This is a genomic window from Staphylococcus sp. FSL K6-0223 (genome assembly GCF_038008285.1).
Map to the genome: position 1 here is coordinate 2,000,091 of NZ_JBBOYX010000001.1, position 19,040 is coordinate 2,019,130.

Annotated in this window: 24 protein-coding genes; 5 read left to right on the forward strand and 19 right to left on the reverse strand. The window is 29.1% G+C overall.

From position 1 onward, the window contains the following. Positions 1-13: 13 nt before the first annotated feature. Positions 14-571: a tyrosine-type recombinase/integrase gene (locus MHI13_RS09940; RefSeq protein WP_017176026.1), complete on the reverse strand. Its 558-nt coding sequence runs from the start codon at positions 569-571 to the stop codon at positions 14-16. A gap of 142 nt (positions 572-713) precedes the next feature. Between MHI13_RS09940 and sroA the strand changes: the two genes are divergently transcribed. From sroA to sarA, 5 genes are all read left to right on the forward strand, one after another. Next, positions 714-920 (forward strand): sigS mRNA-stabilizing protein SroA, encoded by a 207-nt coding sequence (gene sroA, locus MHI13_RS09945; RefSeq protein WP_002448893.1) that lies wholly within the window; start codon positions 714-716, stop codon positions 918-920. Between the two features lie 32 nt (positions 921-952). Further along, positions 953-1,174: a DUF2922 domain-containing protein gene (locus tag MHI13_RS09950; protein ID WP_017176027.1), complete on the forward strand. Its 222-nt coding sequence runs from the start codon at positions 953-955 to the stop codon at positions 1,172-1,174. A 180-nt stretch (positions 1,175-1,354) separates the two neighbouring features. Continuing rightward, on the forward strand, positions 1,355-2,281 hold the full coding sequence (locus tag MHI13_RS09955) for a DMT family transporter (protein ID WP_054105301.1): 927 nt from the start codon (positions 1,355-1,357) through the stop codon (positions 2,279-2,281). 270 nt (positions 2,282-2,551) lie between these two features. Further along, the gene (locus MHI13_RS09960; RefSeq protein ID WP_231451783.1) at positions 2,552-3,367 is read left to right on the forward strand and encodes an HlyD family efflux transporter periplasmic adaptor subunit; all 816 of its coding nucleotides are present in this window, start codon (positions 2,552-2,554) and stop codon (positions 3,365-3,367) included. Between the two features lie 315 nt (positions 3,368-3,682). Continuing rightward, positions 3,683-4,057, forward strand: a complete 375-nt coding sequence (gene sarA, locus MHI13_RS09965; protein WP_002448898.1) for a global transcriptional regulator SarA — start codon at positions 3,683-3,685, stop codon at positions 4,055-4,057. A gap of 246 nt (positions 4,058-4,303) precedes the next feature. Here the strand turns inward: sarA and MHI13_RS09970 are convergent, their stop codons facing one another. The 18 genes from MHI13_RS09970 to MHI13_RS10055 all read right to left on the reverse strand — a co-directional run bounded on the left by MHI13_RS09970 (position 4,304) and on the right by MHI13_RS10055 (position 18,953). Further along, on the reverse strand, positions 4,304-5,119 hold the full coding sequence (locus MHI13_RS09970; protein ID WP_049413752.1) for an alpha/beta fold hydrolase: 816 nt from the start codon (positions 5,117-5,119) through the stop codon (positions 4,304-4,306). 158 nt (positions 5,120-5,277) lie between these two features. Beyond that, entirely contained in the window at positions 5,278-5,994 is a 717-nt protein-coding gene (locus tag MHI13_RS09975; RefSeq protein ID WP_019834891.1) for a hypothetical protein, read from the reverse strand. 205 nt (positions 5,995-6,199) lie between these two features. After that, on the reverse strand, positions 6,200-6,706 hold the full coding sequence (locus MHI13_RS09980; protein ID WP_002448912.1) for an SA0570 family protein: 507 nt from the start codon (positions 6,704-6,706) through the stop codon (positions 6,200-6,202). A gap of 132 nt (positions 6,707-6,838) precedes the next feature. Beyond that, entirely contained in the window at positions 6,839-7,633 is a 795-nt protein-coding gene (locus MHI13_RS09985; protein WP_017176033.1) for an alpha/beta fold hydrolase, read from the reverse strand. Beyond that, the gene (locus MHI13_RS09990) at positions 7,634-8,338 is read right to left on the reverse strand and encodes an HAD family hydrolase (RefSeq protein WP_070547931.1); all 705 of its coding nucleotides are present in this window, start codon (positions 8,336-8,338) and stop codon (positions 7,634-7,636) included. 58 nt (positions 8,339-8,396) lie between these two features. After that, complete coding sequence (locus tag MHI13_RS09995; RefSeq protein WP_049379663.1) at positions 8,397-9,353, reverse strand: FecCD family ABC transporter permease; 957 nt, start codon at positions 9,351-9,353, stop codon at positions 8,397-8,399. A gap of 190 nt (positions 9,354-9,543) precedes the next feature. After that, positions 9,544-10,464 (reverse strand): ABC transporter substrate-binding protein, encoded by a 921-nt coding sequence (locus MHI13_RS10000; protein ID WP_048682710.1) that lies wholly within the window; start codon positions 10,462-10,464, stop codon positions 9,544-9,546. Between the two features lie 203 nt (positions 10,465-10,667). Then, complete coding sequence (locus tag MHI13_RS10005) at positions 10,668-11,171, reverse strand: DUF805 domain-containing protein (protein WP_017176037.1); 504 nt, start codon at positions 11,169-11,171, stop codon at positions 10,668-10,670. Positions 11,172-11,244: 73 nt separating this feature from the next. Further along, the gene (locus tag MHI13_RS10010) at positions 11,245-12,006 is read right to left on the reverse strand and encodes a MerR family transcriptional regulator (protein ID WP_019834888.1); all 762 of its coding nucleotides are present in this window, start codon (positions 12,004-12,006) and stop codon (positions 11,245-11,247) included. A gap of 90 nt (positions 12,007-12,096) precedes the next feature. Further along, the gene (locus MHI13_RS10015) at positions 12,097-12,744 is read right to left on the reverse strand and encodes an endonuclease III domain-containing protein (protein ID WP_061544194.1); all 648 of its coding nucleotides are present in this window, start codon (positions 12,742-12,744) and stop codon (positions 12,097-12,099) included. A gap of 80 nt (positions 12,745-12,824) precedes the next feature. Continuing rightward, positions 12,825-14,486 carry an arginine--tRNA ligase gene (gene argS / locus MHI13_RS10020; RefSeq protein ID WP_002448884.1) on the reverse strand — a complete coding sequence of 554 codons (1,662 nt, stop codon included), beginning with the start codon at positions 14,484-14,486 and terminating at the stop codon, positions 12,825-12,827. Further along, positions 14,483-14,899 carry a DUF1934 domain-containing protein gene (locus MHI13_RS10025; RefSeq protein WP_049434584.1) on the reverse strand — a complete coding sequence of 139 codons (417 nt, stop codon included), beginning with the start codon at positions 14,897-14,899 and terminating at the stop codon, positions 14,483-14,485. Before MHI13_RS10025 ends, argS begins: the two co-directional genes overlap by 4 nt. A gap of 318 nt (positions 14,900-15,217) precedes the next feature. Continuing rightward, positions 15,218-15,358, reverse strand: a complete 141-nt coding sequence (locus MHI13_RS10030; RefSeq protein WP_162837134.1) for a hypothetical protein — start codon at positions 15,356-15,358, stop codon at positions 15,218-15,220. Between the two features lie 106 nt (positions 15,359-15,464). Continuing rightward, complete coding sequence (locus tag MHI13_RS10035; protein WP_049379665.1) at positions 15,465-15,683, reverse strand: glyoxalase/bleomycin resistance/dioxygenase family protein; 219 nt, start codon at positions 15,681-15,683, stop codon at positions 15,465-15,467. A 221-nt stretch (positions 15,684-15,904) separates the two neighbouring features. Then, the gene (locus MHI13_RS10040) at positions 15,905-16,411 is read right to left on the reverse strand and encodes a YwhD family protein (RefSeq protein ID WP_002488571.1); all 507 of its coding nucleotides are present in this window, start codon (positions 16,409-16,411) and stop codon (positions 15,905-15,907) included. A gap of 72 nt (positions 16,412-16,483) precedes the next feature. After that, positions 16,484-17,788, reverse strand: a complete 1,305-nt coding sequence (locus MHI13_RS10045; RefSeq protein WP_170999975.1) for an HD domain-containing protein — start codon at positions 17,786-17,788, stop codon at positions 16,484-16,486. A gap of 57 nt (positions 17,789-17,845) precedes the next feature. Next, the gene (locus MHI13_RS10050) at positions 17,846-18,322 is read right to left on the reverse strand and encodes a GNAT family N-acetyltransferase (protein WP_002488589.1); all 477 of its coding nucleotides are present in this window, start codon (positions 18,320-18,322) and stop codon (positions 17,846-17,848) included. Between the two features lie 94 nt (positions 18,323-18,416). Next, entirely contained in the window at positions 18,417-18,953 is a 537-nt protein-coding gene (locus MHI13_RS10055; RefSeq protein ID WP_017176045.1) for a flavodoxin family protein, read from the reverse strand. Positions 18,954-19,040: the final 87 nt, after the last annotated feature.

The following is a 19,040-nucleotide window of genomic DNA, read 5'->3' on the forward strand; positions in this document are numbered from 1 at the left end:
AAAACCCTCCTTTTTATAAATTCAAAGCAATAATTGTATGATGATCTTCTTTAGGTGACAAACCAATAAATTTCAAAGTTTCATGCGTAGTCTGGTGTCCTAAATATTTTTGAATAATCGCAATAGAAATACCCGATTTATAAGCATGATATGCAAAAGTTTTACGTAGAGTAGTTAAACCAATATGTAAAAGGCCTAATTCTTTAGCTGCGTGGTGAATAATTCGATAAGCTTGCTGACGTGAAAGTTCTTTATGTGTACGAAGAGACTGAAATAAAAGATGATCATCTTTCAACTGATTTTCATAGATATATGTATCAATTTCATTTCTTAAATCAGAAGGAATCATAATTTTGATAAATGGGGCACTTTGTTGAATCCAAGCTGTCTTTATTTCTTTATTTTCTTTATTCTTTATATCTTCAACTTTAAGATGTAATAAGTCAGTAAGTCGCATACCTGTATGTATCGCCAGTTTAAATAAAAGATAATCTCTGTCTGATTTCATTTGTAACACGTGATACATCTTCTTAATATCATTCTTTTTCTTAATAGGTTCTACATAATTCATTTATCCACCTCAAAAAAGTTTCTTATTTAATGATATATCATATTTTAGTAACATTAAAATATTTCGCTCAATTATTTTTGACTTCAAGTTACTTTTTTTAAAAATATTTTCGATATATAAAGTGTAAGGAGGTGAAAGTAAGATGAACGAAATTACTCAGTTATCTGTTATTTGTACTCACGTTACACATGATACAAATGGAAAAGCTAAAGAAATTAAACGTCGATTTAATAACATTAATACACGTGCTTCTGAAGCAGACATCAAATCATTTGTAACAACAATTTCAAATTTGATTGAAGAATCTTTCGATAAAGTTGAAGTTGTAAAAACTCAAGGATTAGTTTAATGAATGATTTTATTAAAAAGGAGGTATGAACAATGTCAAAAACGTTAGAACTTATATTTAAGACAAACCTAAACAAAACAGCTAAGTTACAATTACCACAAATTTCAGCAACAATAACAGAAGCTAATGTACAATCAGCAATGGAAAATATCATTAAGTTAGATGTTTTAAGATTTACCAGTGGCGCTCCAAGTAAAGTCGCTTCAGCTCAGATTGTAGATAAAACAACAACTGTTTTATTTGAATTAAATTAATTGACATAGTAGACGTAAGTTACAATGTCAAATTTTACTTCACGTCTTCTAAACAGTAGATTGAGAATGGATAGAGAGTTCTAACAGAATTCTATCCGTTCTCTTTTTTAGTATAGAATTTTTTTATAAATTTACGTATAATAATCGTATTTGATAGTAAAAATAATGGAGGAATTAAGTTTGCTTTTTCTATTTGTACTTGGAATTATTGCTGGTATGATGGTGCCTATTCAAACATCGATTAATTCTAGATTAGGTCGATTTACAGAATCATCTTTTTATGCCTCTACGATTTCTTTTTTTGTAGGCACTCTATTTTTATTAATACTTAATATCATTTTTAATATCCAAATGTTCTCAAGCTCATTTTATGCTGGTCACTCTATTGATTATCATTGGTGGGTTGGTGGCTTGCTTGGTGTATGGTTCTTAACAGGTAACTTATTACTTCTTCCAAGATTAGGTGCAGCACTTACGGTTGTGATGACAGTTGCTGGTCAAATCATAATGGGTGTTATGATTGATACATTGGGATTACTTGGAGCCAATCAAACATCTTTTACCTTTTTAAAAGGTGTGGGAATTATTGTTTTATTATTCGGAATTCTTCTTATGAATCATATACCTAAAAATAAACTTAAAGATAAAAGAAATATCTCACTTTATATTTGGTTGTTCATTGGCTTTATTTTCGGATTTGCACCTCCACTACAAACTACAATCAATAGCGGACTTTCAAAGCAAATGCATTCTTCTTTATTCGCTGCACTAGTTTCTTTTACTGTTGGAACTATTGCGTTATTTATTCTAACAATAATATTTAATAGAAGTTTAAAAATTAAACTATCACAACATCATTTCGGTCGTATTAAACCGCTCTATTTTATTGGTGGAATTTTAGGTGTCGTATTCGTTACATCTAATATTATATTAATGCCCTATTTAGGTGCTGCTCTTACAACTATTGTCGCAATGCTTGGTCAAATGATAATGGGCGTCATTATTGATCACTTTGGCATTGGTGTACCTAAAAATGAAATGACTTTCCGTAAATTTATAGGATTAATCGCTATAGCAATTGGTATTGTTTTATTACGTTTATTTTAATGGCTAATAAAATTAAACTTTTATCTAAATCTTCGTCTTCTTAATGAAATAATTGAGAAGACTTTTTTGATGTCATCATTTAATTATGTTGTATTTAGCTCTAAACTTGTATAATAAATGCATATTAATGTTTAGAGGTGATTATATTTGAAAAAGTTTTTATCCCCTTTACCAATACTTGTAACCCTCCTCCTTCTCCTTATTATTTCGTTTGGATTTTATATTTATTCTAAGATTCCTAAAACTACTCATTTAAGCAAAATAGAAACGATGACTGTAAAACCACATTACTCTCTTTCTTTTCAAGGCGTTCAGCAAGCTAAACAAAGTTATACACTTTATTATGAGCCCTCATTAGGTATTAGTTCAGATATTCTAGTAAAAAATAACGAAACGATATCTAAAGATACACCTATATTTAAATATTATAATCCACACATTGAAAAACATATTCTTGCAAAAAAGAATCTTTTATCTTCAATACAACACTCAAATAAAATATCCTCCGATAACTTCAACCAACAAGTTCAATTATCTAATGATATACTCAACTTACAGCAACAACTTCAAACACGTATTTATGCTCCTATTAAAGGTCGAGTCACTGTACTTCACCCTTTCCCTTCAAAATCTCATACTGAAATTATGCAAATTAATAGTGATGAACGAATCATTCGTGCTAAAATCAATGAATCTCAACTCAAACAGCTTAAAAATAATCAACTTGTTCAAGTTTCTATTAAAGATACTAGGCAATTTGAAGGAAAAATTTTATCTATTTCTTCTATTCCTTATAAAACTGAGTCATCTTTCTCTTTTTATAACGTAGATATTTCTACAGATCCTTCCTACCCTATTGGATACCATTTTGATCTTCACTTAGGAACAACAGAATATGAATTACCCAATAAAGTCATTTACAATAAAAATTATGTTCTAGTTATACATAATAAAAAAATTATAAAAAGAAACATTAAATATATTAAAAGTAAAAAAAGTGGGTATATTATGGTATCCAATGGATTAAATATTGGTGATAAAATTATTACGCATCCTTCTACATCTTTATTAGAAAGCACCGAATAATCTTTTATTTTAGTATATTAAACTTTAATTTTATAATATGGAGTATCATAATAATTGTTCTTAATTAAATCTTTTATAAAATTTGCTTATTTTTATAAACAAAGTATTAATTAATCAAAATATTGTTTTATTAAGTGCATTTTCGTTTACTTTCTAATTTTATTTAGTTATAATTAACTAAATAAAATAGAATTAAATTAATTTATTTAATCTAAATTATTAATAGCTTTTTTAAACTAATAGTTGACGTTATATATAGATAAATTTAACGGATGCATAAAAAATAGAAAGAATATTAGTTGGGGAGGTCTTAAAATGGCTATTTCAAAAATTAATGACTGCTTTGAATTATTAGCAATGATTACTTATGCAGATAAATTAAAAAGCATTATTAAAAAAGAATTTTCAATTAGCTTTGAAGAATTTGCTGTTTTAACTTATATTAGTCAAAGTAAAGAAGAAGAATATTATTTAAAAGATATTATTAATCACTTAAACTACAAGCAACCTCAAGTAGTAAAAGCAGTGAAAAATTTATCTCAAGAAGATTACTTCGATAAAAAACGTAATGAGCATGATGAAAGAACAGTATTGATTCTTGTAAATGCAACGCAACGTACAAAAATTGATGAATTACTTAATAGAGTTAACAAACGAATCGAAGAAGCTAATAAAGAAACAGAATTATAATAGTAAACCCTAAAGAGACTAGAACTTTAAAAAACCTAGAATAATAGCCCGTAGATAACATTCGTCTACGGGCCTCTTTTATAGCCATAATTCATATTATATGATGTTGTTTTCTGTAGAATAACTTCATTCTAATATTTATAAACATTGTTTAATAATTTTTTTATATCTAGAACCCCACCCTTTAGGTTGTTCTGTTTCCTTAGATATTCTATTGTAGATAATTTTGACTCTATGCTTATAATTTTATATCAATAAATTTGTAGTATGAGATGCATCATTTTTTTCTACAAAATTTAAATATAATGTTAAAAATTTCTCTTCTTCTTCTATATGAGGTGCATGCCCTGAGTCATTAAATAAAACATAATTTATATTTTTAAATTGATTTTCAAATTGTTGATTCTCTTTATTGATAATAATTGGGTCATAACGTCCTTCTACTATCATAGTTGGAACATTGATATCATGTGTGACTGTATTTGATTGATTCTCTGTATCTAATAAGGCTCTTGATGCTACTGCACTATCTTCATCGTCTTGTTTACTATATAAACGTTGACGTTGAAACCACTTCATTGCAACGTCACTTTTTTTGTAAATATATGGAAATAATATAAGTAACGCTTCAGATTTATTAAACCCCGCTACTTTATCTTGGTGCTCAATCATTAATTTTGTAAAACCATGGACAATATCTTCAGATTTAGAAGATATAATTGTTAAAGATCGCACTTTCTCTTTATATTTTTCGGTAAAAGCTTGTGCAATAATTCCACCCATATCATGTCCTAATAAATGTGCGCTTTTAATACCTAATTGTTGCATTAACATAATTAAATCTTTAATGTGATCATTTAAGTTATAACTCGTAGGATGTGTAGATTTCCCATGACCTCTCACATCGTAAACAATGACTCTATAGTGTTTTTTCAACTCTTTTTTTAATGAGTAAAACCCAGCTAAATTACCATCTAAACCATGAATTAAAATAACGGGAATGCCTGTACCTGCATCTTGATAAGCTATCTTTATTTGATTAGACGTTTCAATTTTTTTCATATCGGCACCTCCCTTAGTATTTACTATACCCACTAAAACATATTTAACGCTATAAACATGTATACAATTAATTATTTTTTTATTTAAAAATTTTTATATAATTTAAATAAAAAAACTCAACCCTATTAATCAGGGTTGAGTTAAAATCATATATTTTATTAAATACTTCTTCTAGATGATAATCGTATAGTATATGTAACAATTAGTACGACGATAATAATCCAAATGATAAGTGAAACAGTTTGAGCGACATTTGAATTTACAATAACAGCATCAATCGTCTTTTGAGAGAATAATAAACCTACTGCTGTATATTCTAATCTTTTAAAAATAACCCCGCATAAACTCATTATAAGTCCCATAAAGAAAATAAATTGATGACTATACATAGTAATAGGAACAATGCCTATAGTGAGATTAAATGCACGCATAATAATAAGAATTAAAGCAATAATTGCAATCATATAGCCTATGATTATCTCTGTGCGATTACTATATAAATATTTTTTTCGAGCAATTTGTATATGAATAAAAATAGTAATCGGGAAAATAACAATACAATAAAACAAAGATAATATAGTTGCAGCTTGGAATGGAACGTATTGCTTATCATATAAATATGAAATTAAAATAAAATTGATAATAAAAAATATAATAGGATTCAATTGTAAACCAAATAAATTTCGTTGAATAATTAGGATAATTTGAGCCGTTGATTTCCCTCTAAAATCAAGATAATCTTGCTTTTTTTCTTCAGATTTTTTAAAGTCATTACGTATATTTTCTTTAATGTCATCGATAAGTTTAGGGGGCATGCCTTTATGAGTAAAATAATCATTCACATTTTCAAGTAATACTTTATCGTTTGATCGCATATGTTGCTCCTTTATCAAATGTAAGTTTTAAAATACATTCAATTTATTCATTTCAACATTTTATCATAGATTTCAATTGATTTCTTTTCATAAAAAGAAGTAGGATAACGAATCCCAGATTGAATTCGTTATCCTACTTCTATATATTTCATTACCTTTTAAATGAAATGGATTATACGTCACTTTAACTAACTACTTCATTACATTATTTATTAATATCAATACGATATAATTTTAATACTTTGTCTTTAGGTGAGCTTGAACCAAATTGATAGCTTGTTTTACCGTTTTGAATATAAGCAAAATTGCCACTTACACTATTATATTGAACACGTTTAATGGCTTTTTTACCTACGCTTTGTGCTACTTTTTGATAAGTTGGACCATTGGCTTGATTATAAGTCATTGATACTCTAGTCACATAACCAGTATTTTTTTTACCGATGGCAGTAACAACTAATACGCCTTTATTTGTATGGAATTCATAATATTTTTCTTGATTATTTGGATTATATGAATAAATAGGTGTGCCATAGTGATTAATAACATTTTTAATTGATTCACCTATTGTCACATTTTCTAATGTTTTTTGACCTTGAGTTAATTGTTGTACAGTCTGAATCGAATTACCACTAGCTGCTTCAGCATGATTATAGCCTACTCCTGTCATTACTAGTCCTGAAACTAATAGGGCTGTTGCTAACTTTTTCATAAGCACTCGCTCCTTTTTCTTTTATGCTTAATTACAGTATACCCTATCCATTACAAAAATAACAGAAATATTACAAAAACATTACAAAATATTTCTTTTTTATAATCCATTCATTTTGGTAAATAATATTATTTAGTGTTGAGGCATATGTTTTTTTATAAAAGGTGTCACATCATGGATAAACTTCTCTTGTTCTTCTTCAAAAGGATACATGCTTGACTTCGAATACACTTCAAAATGTACATTTCCTATTAAATCTGCTACTTCTTTAGATTCAAGAGATGTTATTCTTTCTCCATACGCACTTGCAACTATAAATGTGGGTTTAGTGATGTACTCAAATACTTCTGCAATTCCTCTTTGTTTAAATACTTCATCTACTGCTTCTGTCTCTTCTTTAGTAGAAATTGAATTAGTATCTTCGACATTTTTTAAGAACTTATTCACTTTACGATGTTTATAATAGCGATGTTTATCTAAAAACTTCTCTTGTTTATCTTCATTCCAGTTACGGATTTTATGTGCATATTTTCTAAACAATCGTTCTTCTGGTAACTCTCCTTCAATAGATGTCGGATTGATCATTGTTAACGAAGAGACATACTCTGGATATTGCTTTGATAAATGCGCAATAATTGTAGCACCCATTTCATGGCCAATAAAAGCCGCTTGATCTATGTAGAGATAATCTAATAATAAAATAATATCATCTGCAAATTCATTGAATTTAATATGTCGTGGTTTATCTGAATATCCATGACCACGTAAATCCAATAATACGACTTGAAATGTTTTTGAAAGTGCATGAGCTAAATTTTGAAAAATTGAAGCATTTTCAAACGCAGTATGTACAAGCACTACTGGGTATCCTTGTCCCATAGTATTGTAATTTAATGTAAATCCACCTTTTCTTGTAAATAATTCCATTTAATTATCTCCTTTTTTTTGTTTATTTATGGATAAAATCGTTAAGAGCTCTTCTATTGTTGTAATGATATAATCTACTTCTTCTTCTAAAGGTTCTAATTCAGCATTTTCTTGTTTATACCAAACGCTTACCATTCCCATAGCACGTGCAGGAGCAACATCATTTAAGGTATCATCTCCAACATACATAATTTCTTCTGGTAAAACGCCGAGTTGATCAATCATATCTTCAAAAATACGTGGGTGAGGTTTGCGATAACCTACTGTTTCAGAAGTTGATAAATAATTAATCACGTGTTCTATTCCTAATGAATAAATCCGAAATTGTTTAATCTTTGATTTCCCGTTTGCAATTACACCGAGTAAATAATCATGCTCTGACAACTTTTCAAGTGTGTATAATGTATCGTAGTATGGAAATACATATCGATAGAAATGCATTTCGAAATCATGAAATAAATCTTTCCATTTCAATCTATCGATGTGAAATTGTTTTATTATCTCCTTATATACATAAGGTTTATCGTTATCTTCATCATCATCTAATTCTATAAATTTATGTTTAAAGTCAGCAAGTTGTACATGTACAAAATAATCATGAAAACGTTCATATTGTTCTTCTATAAATTTATCTCGAGACTTAGTTCTATCCAATAATGTGCCTTCTAAATCGAACACAACTGCTTTGATTTGGCTTAAGTCCATTTTTATTTACCTCTTATCACTATAATTATTCTTATTTTAATAATTTTTGTTCACTTCACTAACGTGTTGTATTAGATTGAGTGACTAAAATATAAAATAATATGGGTATCCCAACAAGTGATAAAATAATACTTGCTGGAATTTGCACTGGATTGATAACAATCTTCCCTACAACATCAGCGAATAGCATCGTTAATGCACCTATCAATATGTTTAATGTCATTTGTATAGCAAGACTATATTGAAAATAATATCGTCTAATTAATTGAGGTACAATGATGCCAATAAAACCTATAACACCTATAAACGCTACTGCTACAGCTGTCATAATAGATGTTAACAAAAGTACAATAAATGTTATCCATTGCACATTTAACCCTAGAGACTTACTTTTAGCTTCTCCTAATTGCAAGAGCTTAATTGGTGTAACTAAACTATATATCACAATAATGATTGGCAAAGAAACCATTGTAATATAAACGAGCTCATTCATTTCGGCATTCGCAAATCCTCCGAAATAATAGGCTAACATACGATTCGTACGTTCTGGTTTAATGAGTGTAAGTATATATATTAATGCATTAAAAAAAGCGCCTACCATAAGTCCAGATATGATGAGTACTCTAATTGGAAAATTTCTAGACAATACGATTGTCATTATAACAACAAGTAAAAGTGTCGTGATACTAAAAATGATAGAAAAAATTGGAATAAATAGAAAAGATACACCTAAAAATATAGCTAAACTTGATCCAAAAGTCGCTCCACTCGCTAAACCAAGTGTAAAGCTATCTGCTAAAGGATTATTTAATACCGTTTGAAATAATTGACCCGTCAACGTTAATATGGCTCCTACCATAAGCGCCTCAAATGTTCTAGGAACTCTAACTTTTAAAAAAATCATTTGATTAAATGCTTGATGTAATGACCCTAAACCCCAAAAAAGACTTATAGCTATTATAATACATAAGCAAAGTGTCCAAACTGAAAATGTTAAATATAGATGTCGTTTCATTTCCACTCACATTTCAATTATTATTTATTTCTTATATTACAATGAATATATCCTTACTACTAATTAAAATAAGATTACAAAATGATTCTTTCTCTGCTTTGCTAAACTTACAAGAATATATGTTGTATAAAAAGCCTACAACATTGTCAATATCGTTGTAGGCTTTTGAAAAGTCTCTCATCTTAACGTTTTAACGTTTATAAATTGCATCACGTAATTCTTTCATACCCTCATCAATACGAGGTCCTGGTCGTGAAATTTCGTCACCATTGACTGTTTCCACACGTTCATTTTTTACTGCGTTGACTTCAGAGAAACCATCACGTTCTTTAATCACTTCATAATATTCTTCTTTTGAAATACCTTCAGTTGAAATTAAAATATCAGGATTTTTTCTAATAATACTTTCTTTATCTACTGCTTTCCATCCACTAACATTTGAAAATACATTTTTTGTATCTAGTTTTTCTATCATATCATTGAAAAAGGTTTCTTTTCCTGCTGTATATATTTCGGGTTTTGAAGACACTTCTATAAAAACACTCTGTTTTTTATGATGTGCTGGAATTGATTCAATTACTTTTTGAACATTATCTTTTGTTTCTTTGACTAACTGTTTCGCCTCTTTTTCACGATGCGTCACTTTACCTACTTGCTCAAATGAATCGTAGACTTGATTTAAAGACTGAGCGTCTTTAACATATACTACCTTCACACCACTATCAGCTAAACTATCAAGTGTTTTTTTAGCAGATGATTTTTGAGATTCATGAGCTAAAATCAAATCAGGTTTAGCTTTTAAGAGTGCTTCCTTATTTAAATTCATTGCATCAAATTGTTGCTTGCCTTTTTTCACGTTTTTTGGATAATCATCAACTGTTGATACACCTATAATATTTTTTCCAAGACCAAGTCTATATAATATTTCAGTATTACTTGGAATCAAAGATATAATACGATGATATGTATGAGTATTATTATTGTGATCCGTTGTTTTTTGCTCAGTTGAATGCGTAGAATGATGTCCTTTTTCACTCGATTGATTTTGTCCACATGCTGCTAAAACTAATACTAATGTAAATAAAATAATCCACAGCTTCTTATTGTTCATTTATAAACAATACCTTCCTTTCACAATTTTGTTTATTTCATATATTTATCATACCAAATTATTTATATCATTAATTTAATTCTATAAATTTTTATTGTGTAATTTTATATTATTGGTTAAACTTAATGATTTAATTCTATTTCAAAATAAAAAAAGAAGGAAACAGATTTCAAAATACATTCTGTATCCTTCCTGTTTTCATACTATACAGTAGCTATTTTAGGATTTGGGCCATACTTATTTGTCCCCTCATCACTATCTTTTATTGTAAATGCAAAAGTAATCACAAGAATAATAAGTAAGACTAAAGACATCGCTGCCACCATAATTCCTAATTCAAGCGCAATCATTCCGTTGAAAAAACCATCAATTGAAATACCGTATGTTCTATCTACAATACTTGAAATTTTTCTGATTGATGTAAAAATTAAAATAATAAGAGGTAGAACCATTGTGTGCCCTGTATCATGTAAACGACGTACCGTCATCGTAAACGTTCCTATAAAAATAATGATATCAATGATTTCATACACAATATCAAAAAATGTATGCCCTCCATTTAACCCCAAAGTAATGATATTAAAAAGTAAACTCATAATCACTAAAATAATACAATTAGCTAAAATAGCAAACCAATAATGGCGTCTTCTAGTTCGACTTTTTATATTAAAATAATTTTGCCAAAATAATTTGAACGCTTCTATCATGTTTAAGCTCCTTTTATTCATCAGATATATTATATATATCATCACATATTATAGAACTTAAAAACATCTTTTATTAAATATCATTTCGAATCGCATCAGCAATATACTGATTTAAATTATCGTGTCGTTTGTTATTAATTGTTTTAGCAAATCGCTCATCATTCTCATAAATCGAGGCAATATATTCTAAAAATTGTTCATCTACGTTAGGTACTTGTGTTCGAAGAATATCTTTTAGTTCAAAAATTGCTTGTTTAACCTGTATATGATTTATTTTATAGTTTGCAATGAATAATTCATTCATTTTATCAAAGAATAAATGTAACCTCTCCATTGTTTTCTTATTATTTTGTTGTTTTTCTGTAGAATTCAATCGTTTTTGATTCTCTTTAAAAGCTTGATAATAAGGAGTATGACTATATTTCATTTCAGCTTCTTTCTCATATTGATTTTGTATATTATCATTATTCCATTTACTCATATTAATTTCCTCTTTTCTATGATTAACGAGATGATGATTAAGAAAATGAATCATTTTGTTTAATTGATCTCTTTGTGCAACAATACACTGATAATTATTTTCTAATATTATATTTTTCTCTTCTATACTGTTACTAAAATAAAGTTGAATATCTGCTAATGATAAATTCAGTTCCCTTAGAAATTGAATGGTCTGTAATTTAGAGATATCCTTAGAAGAATAATAGCGATAACCATTAGATGCAATATAAGTTGGCACAAGCAACTCAATTTCATGGTAATAATGAAGTGTGCGTTTAGTTACTTCGGTAATATGACTCACGTCATTGGGTGTAAAGTATACCTGATTTTCCATTCTGACATCCTGCCTTTTTCTTAATCTATTTGATTCACTTCTCTTTTCATCTCTCTATAAAAGAGACTAAGCTATGACGTCACGTTAAGGTCAATCCATTTTTGTAAAATATTGATCTAAGAAATGATATCTTTGTTCAATGGAACCATTAAAATAATTTTTTCCAAAGTTATCTAGTAAAGCATGAAATTCATTTGCATCTTGATTTGTAAAGTTTGAAGGTAATTCTACATATCTTTTTAATTTATCGTAATTCTCAGTATTGGCATAACCGAGTTTTTTATATAATCGACGTGTATAATGATCAGGAATAAATTCGACCCTCTCAAAAATATAAACTAGCAATACATCTGCTGTTTCACTTCCAATACCGTGTAGCTTAAGTAATTCATTTCTTAAATGTTCTCCATATACTTCATTAATCTTGCAATAATCAAACTGATATTGATTTAACCAGTTGAATAATGTAGAAATTGCTTTTGATTTATTGTTATAGAAACCACTAGAGCGGATTAATATTTTTAGTTCTTCTATCGGCAGATTTAATATGTTTTGCGGTTCAAAATGGGTTGCTTCTTTCAGCCGTCTAAGAGAAAGTGCAGCATTATTCCAGTTTGTATTTTGAACTAATATAGCACCTAATATAATCTCTTCACGTGTATCTGCTGGCCACCATCCTTGAGGCCCCATATGTTTTAATAATGCTTTGTAAAGTTGTTCTGTAGTCATCATTGACATCTTTTTACCTTTCTATAAAAAATAAACACCTTCACAAATAAGTATTCGTAAAGGTGCTTTTTAACTTAAAAGTATCTATATTACATTGATTCTGGTGCTGATACACCCACTAATGCTAATGCATTGTGTAATGTAATTTTAACAGCTTCAATAAGAGCAACATGTGCTTTTGTTTTTTCAATATCATCAGATAATACCTTTTCAGCATTATAGAATTTATGGAATGCTGAAGCTAGGTCTTGAATATAATTAGTTAATCGATGTGGTGCACGACTTTCAGCAGCACTTTCAATTGTAGGCTCAAACTCTGCTACTTTCTTCAACAAATCAATCGCTTTTTCATTTGTAATGGTACTAAAATCAGCGTTTTTGTCTATTTCAATACCTTTTTCTTTAGCTTGTTTTAAAATTGAACAAATACGTGCATGTGCATATTGTGCATAATAAATTGGATTATCTTGCGATTGCTCTTTTGCAAGTTCCAAATCAAAATCAAAGTGCGAATCAGGACTACGCATTGTTAAGAAATAGCGCGCCGCATCAATGCCTACTTCATCCATAATTTCACGTAACGTAATTGCATTACCTGTACGTTTACTCATTTTAACTTCTTCGCCATTTTGCATTAAACGAACCATTTGCATAATTTGAATTTCTAAACGATCGCTATCTACACCAAATGTTTCTAAACTTGCTTTTAAACGATTAATATAACCATGATGATCTGCACCCATTAAATCAATTAAAATATCATTGCCACGATTAATTTTATTGTAGTGATACGCTGTATCAGGTGTAAAGTACGTATAGTTACCATCTTTTTTGATTAGTACTCTATCTTTATCATCCTTAAAGTCTGACGTACGTAACCAAGTGGCACCATCTGCTTCATACGTATAGCCTAACTCATGCATTTTTTCTAATGTATTATCAATCGCACCATTTTCGTATAGTGATGTTTCACTAAACCAATTATCAAAATGAACATTGAAATCTGATAAATCTTTTTTCAATTTATCCATTTCATAATCAACACCCAGTTGTCTAAATGTTTTTAAGCGTTCTTCATCAGAGTAATCTTTCATTTCTGGATGTTTTTTGGCTAAGTCTTTACCAATTTCGACTATGTCTTTACCATTATACCCATCAGCTGGCATTTCATGACTTGTATCCCCTAATGCCTCAAAGAAGCGTGTTTCAATTGAACGTGCTAAATTTGTAATTTGATTACCAGCATCATTAATATAATATTCACGTGTTACATCGTAACCTGCTGCAATTAAAATATTTGCTAGTGAATCACCTACAGCAGCATTTCGAGCATGTCCAATATGTAAGTCACCAGTTGGATTTGCTGATACATATTCTAATAATATTTTTTTGTTTTTTGGTTCTTCTGCATAACCAAATTTATCACCTTTTTGAATTGCTTCTGAGATGACAGCTGTTAAATATTGATTATCTAAATAAAAATTGATAAATCCTGGCCCAGCGATATCTACTTGTTTTACATTTGCTTTACTTGTATCTAAATTGTCTACAATAGCTTGAGCAATATCGCGTGGATTACGTTTAGCAATTTTAGTTAAGACCATTGCAATATTAGTAGAATAGTCTCCATTTTTAGTATCTTTAGGGATTTCAACTTTAATTTCAGGAATATCTTCTGCTAGATTTGCTTTTTTTATACTTGCTTCAATTTCTTGTATTAAAGTTTTCTTTACTTTTTCAATAATATTCATTCGCCTATCTCCTTATACTTAATTTCATATTGATATGAGCCCATTTTTTCGTCATTTTGATGTAATTCGTATTGTATTTTTAATTTCCCACCATTTTCATTTACAAAATGTAAAATACTCTTAGTTCTTACTATTAATGGAATGCGTCCTGCTGGTATAGTATAAAGTGTTGTAGTGTCCTTACCTTCAACGAAGTGTAAGTTCATATTGATATCACCTTTACGTATCAACTTCACGCCATTGTCTTCAATTTTAATTGTTACATTAACAATTGCACTTTCAATTTGTTCTTGATATCGAATATAATCGGCATGTTTTTGTTGCCATGATCCTTGAGAAGAAAACTCAAATGTTTGTTTTTCTCCATTTTGTTTTAAGACTTGTTTCGTTTGAATGTGTATATTCTTATCCAACGTGTGACTCACCTTAATCTTTAAAATATTACACCACATTATAGCATAAATCCTATAGTGCTTGAAGTTAACAAAATTCTATCAACATTAGTTAAATAGTTATCATAAAAAAGAGAGTAAAACAAAAGTCATTTTGTGTTCATTGTCCCATTTAAGTCCTTGCCTCAACACAATTAAAAAATCTTGATATCCTATGTTTTTAATTTAATTATCTACTTCTATATAATGAAAAAGAGCCTAAGACGCTTATGTTTTAAGTCTCAGACTCGATTTTTTTCAAGTTATTATTTTTTGAATGTCACCATTAGTATCATAGTATTACTTTTTTCTTTCTAATATGTCCGTTTCTGATTCAAGTTCAACAATATCATAATGATACTTTTCTAAAAGTGTTCTATATTTATAGAAGAAAATGATGCCGAAACCGATTGATGCTACAAATAATAAGATATTTTTCATTTGTTGTCCTCTTTACTCCATAAATTAGCTATAATCTTTTAAATAATTATATCATTAAATAACATTTTTATACATTTCTTAATAACTAAATTTGATTAGGTGTACCTTATTTCCCAGGAATAAATACTTTTGCCTCACTATCTTCTCGATAATAATACCCATTAGGGATCGCTTGCAATTCAATCAATACATTAAAAGGCGCTTTGATATAAACGCTTTTACTGCCTTTAGTATCTTCATAAGTTGAATTATCATGTGTTTCAGACAAAGGCTCAGCCCCTGCACGCTTGGCATCTTCGAGTACATCTTCAATGTGATCTACCATTAATGATATATGATTAAAGCCTAAATCTTCTAATTTAAGCAGAAATTTTAATATGAAGATTTAAGAGTTATTAGTAAACAAACTGAACAATCTTTTCAACAGATTTATCATAATGTAATGAAATCAGTTTATCATTTTTATAATGTTGGAGATACATTAGAAAAATAAAACTCGAGATACTCAGTCATTTAATATGCACTACTGAGTGTCTCGAGTTTTTTCTAATCAAATGCCTTGAATAACGCTTCGTTTGAGTTATTCCACATCGTTTCATTATGGGATATTAAAAAATCTTTTAATATCTTTTTATTTTCTTCACCAATTTGATCAATAATAACTTGATGTTTCATAGACTTATCCATCATATTGACATGTTCTGGCATACTCTTATAACCTCGACGAATACTTTTATTTACAAGTAAATAACATGCAGTGACGCCCGCGTAATAAGGACCATTTTCACCACGTTCAGTAGTCACCCAACATAACCAATATTCCTTAGCTTCTGGACCTTCCACTGATTCTTTATCAGTAATCCACTTTACGCCTTTTTCTACTTCCGCACGTGCATGCATACCGCCGATATCAAGAAATGCTTCTTTATTTGCAACATCGATAAATACAGGTGCAATATTATCTAAACTAATTGCTCCTATATTTGTACCTTTATGACCATCTAGAGGATCATTTTTTATAATATTAAATTTAAACCCTTTATTTTCTGCCACGATGATTCCTCCAATACTTCTTTACCTTTTCACACTTGCTATTAAATCATAGCGTATATTATCAACAAATATTTAATTTAATTCATTCAATAAATTAATAATTGAACCTTTCACTTCTGGATCTTTAATATTAAGAATCATTTCTTTAGGATAGTATAGTTTATAGTCTTCTCGATTAATCCCAGTAATACTTGAAATGACTAACGATTGGCTACTAATTTCTTTAATACTACCATTTCGTCTTAACAAATGGATAGGTTGTCGATTAGAACCAGGTCGATCATAATCATATGGTAAATCCGAAAAAGCTTCACTAACAAAATAATATTCCGGATCAATGCCACCTTCAATAAATAAATCCTGTAATTCAGTAATTGTAATAATCGAACCATCAAATGGAATATACTTAAAGAGATCACGATTAATAAATCGACGCGCTAAATCACTTAAGATCTCATCTTCTTCATGTATCCATTTCTTCAAATAAAATAATACAGTTACTTCATCTAATTCTACATACTGATCAATTGTAATTGTGCCTTCAAAAAATGGAATAAATTCTTTTGGATACATTTTAAATTGATAATCTTCTTTATAAAGCTGTTTGACTCGCTTAAGACAATTATTTAATAGTACTTCTCCACCACGACTTACGGGATGAAAATAGATTTGCCAATACATTTGGTAACGACTCATAATAAAATTTTCTACAGCATGCATACCACTTTCTTTAATAAGTACTTCATCTTTTGATGGTCTCATTAATCGAAGTATACGCTCCATATCAAATGTACCATATGATACACCTGTGAAATAAGCATCACGTTGCAAATAGTCCATACGATCAGCATCAATTTGAGATGAAATCATGGAAATGACTAATTTATTTTTATGCGTTTTATTAATAACATCGGCTACTTCCTGAGGAAAGGTCTCAGACACTCTACTTAATACTTCGTTAACCTCAGTGTTTCCAGTAATAATTTCTTGGGTAAACGCTTCGTGATCCGTATTAAATATCTTCTCAAAACTATGTGAAAACGGCCCATGACCCAAATCATGTAATAAAGCTGCACATAAAGCAAGGGGGCGATCTTTATTATTCCATGCTTCACGCCCAACAAATGATTCATCAATCATACGTCTTACAATTTCATAGACTCCTAAAGAGTGTCCAAAACGACTGTGTTCTGCAGTATGAAAGGCAAGGTATAATGTACCTAATTGCTTAATACGACGCAAGCGCTGAAATTCTTTAGTTTTAATTAAATCCCATATTAGTTGATCTTTAACATGAACATACTTATGAATTGGATCTTTAAATACTTTTTCTTCAGCTAATTTTTTAGTTACATAAGATGATTGTGTCAAGTTCATCCTCCTCTTTCATACTTGCTTTCATCAGTAGTAATATGAATTTAAGTTGATTAATTCTTATAATACTTTCTTCATTAATGCTAAATCTAATTGTTCACCATACATTTCTGGTTGATATGAACGAACTATTTCAAAACCATGATGTTGATAATAATGAATAGCTTCTTTGTTCTTATTATCAACTTCTAAAAAGACCGTATCATATTCATTTTCAAATTCATGTAATCCTTCTTCAAGTAAACTTGTTCCATAACCTTTATGTTGTACACCTGGGTGAACATAATGTGCGGCTAAGTATAATTCTTTACCATAGATAAAGTTAGCAAATCCTACAATTTCATTATTTTCTTCAACAACTAAAAAAAGTTGATCTTCTAATCGCTTTTTTAAATGGTGTTCATTATACGAAGCTGCTAATAATTCATTAATTGTTGATACTGCATAAATATTTAAATACGTATTATACCAAGCTTTTGTAGCTACATCTCTTATTGCTATAACGTCATTAGTTGTCGCTTTTCTAACTGTATACATGCTTCATTCTCCTGACATTTTATTGTAATTTAATAACAAAATTATATCATAGTATATTAATAAACGCTTTCACTCAACTTTAAGATGCATCTTATTAAGACAGTACTGCATTCCATTCCTGTGCTCTTTCTAGAGCATATACATCTTTCATAACATCTCCAGGTCTTTCTGCTGTACCAATAATATAACCATTTAGTTTTGCTCCGAGAAAATCTAAACTATATTCTAACTGTTTAATGCAAGGTTTCGCTTTTACTTTCGGACAATCTCCCCCAACTAAGATTAATCTAAAATCAATGTTAGACATTTTAGTTTTAAAATCCTGATATTTAGGATCAATTAATGATTCTGACCAATGATCGATAAATGCTTTTACAGATGCTGACACACTATACCAATACACAGGTGATGCAAAAATAACTGTATCACTTTCAAGCACTTGGTCAATAATCAATTGATAATCATCTATGTATGACTCAATTTGCTTTGATTCATGTCTATAATCTCTTACAGGTTTAAAATGATATTGTGTTAAATCAATCCAATTATATTGTTTTCCTTCTAGAGCATATTGTGTTAATTGAGCAGTATTTCCTTGTGGACGACTTCCACCAAATAATACAGTAATCATGTATCTTACCTCTTTTTTAATTTATATTATTAATGTGTTTTTTCTATTTACTTATTATGTACCCCATCTTTTTACTTTTATTTATAA

Coding starts and splice junctions, on each gene's coding strand:
- MHI13_RS10055 (WP_017176045.1), bottom strand. CDS start 18,953: ATGATTACTGTATTATTTGGTGGAAGTCGTCCACAAGGAAATACTGCT.
- MHI13_RS10010 (WP_019834888.1), bottom strand. CDS start 12,006: ATGGAAAATCAGGTATACTTTACACCCAATGACGTGAGTCATATTACC.
- MHI13_RS09995 (WP_049379663.1), bottom strand. CDS start 9,353: ATGAAACGACATCTATATTTAACATTTTCAGTTTGGACACTTTGCTTA.
- MHI13_RS10000 (WP_048682710.1), bottom strand. CDS start 10,464: ATGAACAATAAGAAGCTGTGGATTATTTTATTTACATTAGTATTAGTT.
- MHI13_RS10035 (WP_049379665.1), bottom strand. CDS start 15,683: ATGGTAGATCACATTGAAGATGTACTCGAAGATGCCAAGCGTGCAGGG.
- MHI13_RS10050 (WP_002488589.1), bottom strand. CDS start 18,322: ATGTATACAGTTAGAAAAGCGACAACTAATGACGTTATAGCAATAAGA.
- MHI13_RS09950 (WP_017176027.1), top strand. CDS start 953: ATGTCAAAAACGTTAGAACTTATATTTAAGACAAACCTAAACAAAACA.
- MHI13_RS10005 (WP_017176037.1), bottom strand. CDS start 11,171: ATGATAGAAGCGTTCAAATTATTTTGGCAAAATTATTTTAATATAAAA.
- argS (WP_002448884.1), bottom strand. CDS start 14,486: ATGAATATTATTGAAAAAGTAAAGAAAACTTTAATACAAGAAATTGAA.
- sarA (WP_002448898.1), top strand. CDS start 3,683: ATGGCTATTTCAAAAATTAATGACTGCTTTGAATTATTAGCAATGATT.
- MHI13_RS10015 (WP_061544194.1), bottom strand. CDS start 12,744: ATGTCAATGATGACTACAGAACAACTTTACAAAGCATTATTAAAACAT.
- MHI13_RS09985 (WP_017176033.1), bottom strand. CDS start 7,633: ATGGAATTATTTACAAGAAAAGGTGGATTTACATTAAATTACAATACT.
- MHI13_RS09970 (WP_049413752.1), bottom strand. CDS start 5,119: ATGAAAAAAATTGAAACGTCTAATCAAATAAAGATAGCTTATCAAGAT.
- MHI13_RS10030 (WP_162837134.1), bottom strand. CDS start 15,358: ATGAAAAATATCTTATTATTTGTAGCATCAATCGGTTTCGGCATCATT.
- MHI13_RS09990 (WP_070547931.1), bottom strand. CDS start 8,338: ATGGACTTAAGCCAAATCAAAGCAGTTGTGTTCGATTTAGAAGGCACA.
- MHI13_RS10045 (WP_170999975.1), bottom strand. CDS start 17,788: ATGAACTTGACACAATCATCTTATGTAACTAAAAAATTAGCTGAAGAA.
- MHI13_RS09960 (WP_231451783.1), top strand. CDS start 2,552: ATGACTGTAAAACCACATTACTCTCTTTCTTTTCAAGGCGTTCAGCAA.
- MHI13_RS09940 (WP_017176026.1), bottom strand. CDS start 571: ATGAATTATGTAGAACCTATTAAGAAAAAGAATGATATTAAGAAGATG.
- MHI13_RS09975 (WP_019834891.1), bottom strand. CDS start 5,994: ATGCGATCAAACGATAAAGTATTACTTGAAAATGTGAATGATTATTTT.
- sroA (WP_002448893.1), top strand. CDS start 714: ATGAACGAAATTACTCAGTTATCTGTTATTTGTACTCACGTTACACAT.
- MHI13_RS09980 (WP_002448912.1), bottom strand. CDS start 6,706: ATGAAAAAGTTAGCAACAGCCCTATTAGTTTCAGGACTAGTAATGACA.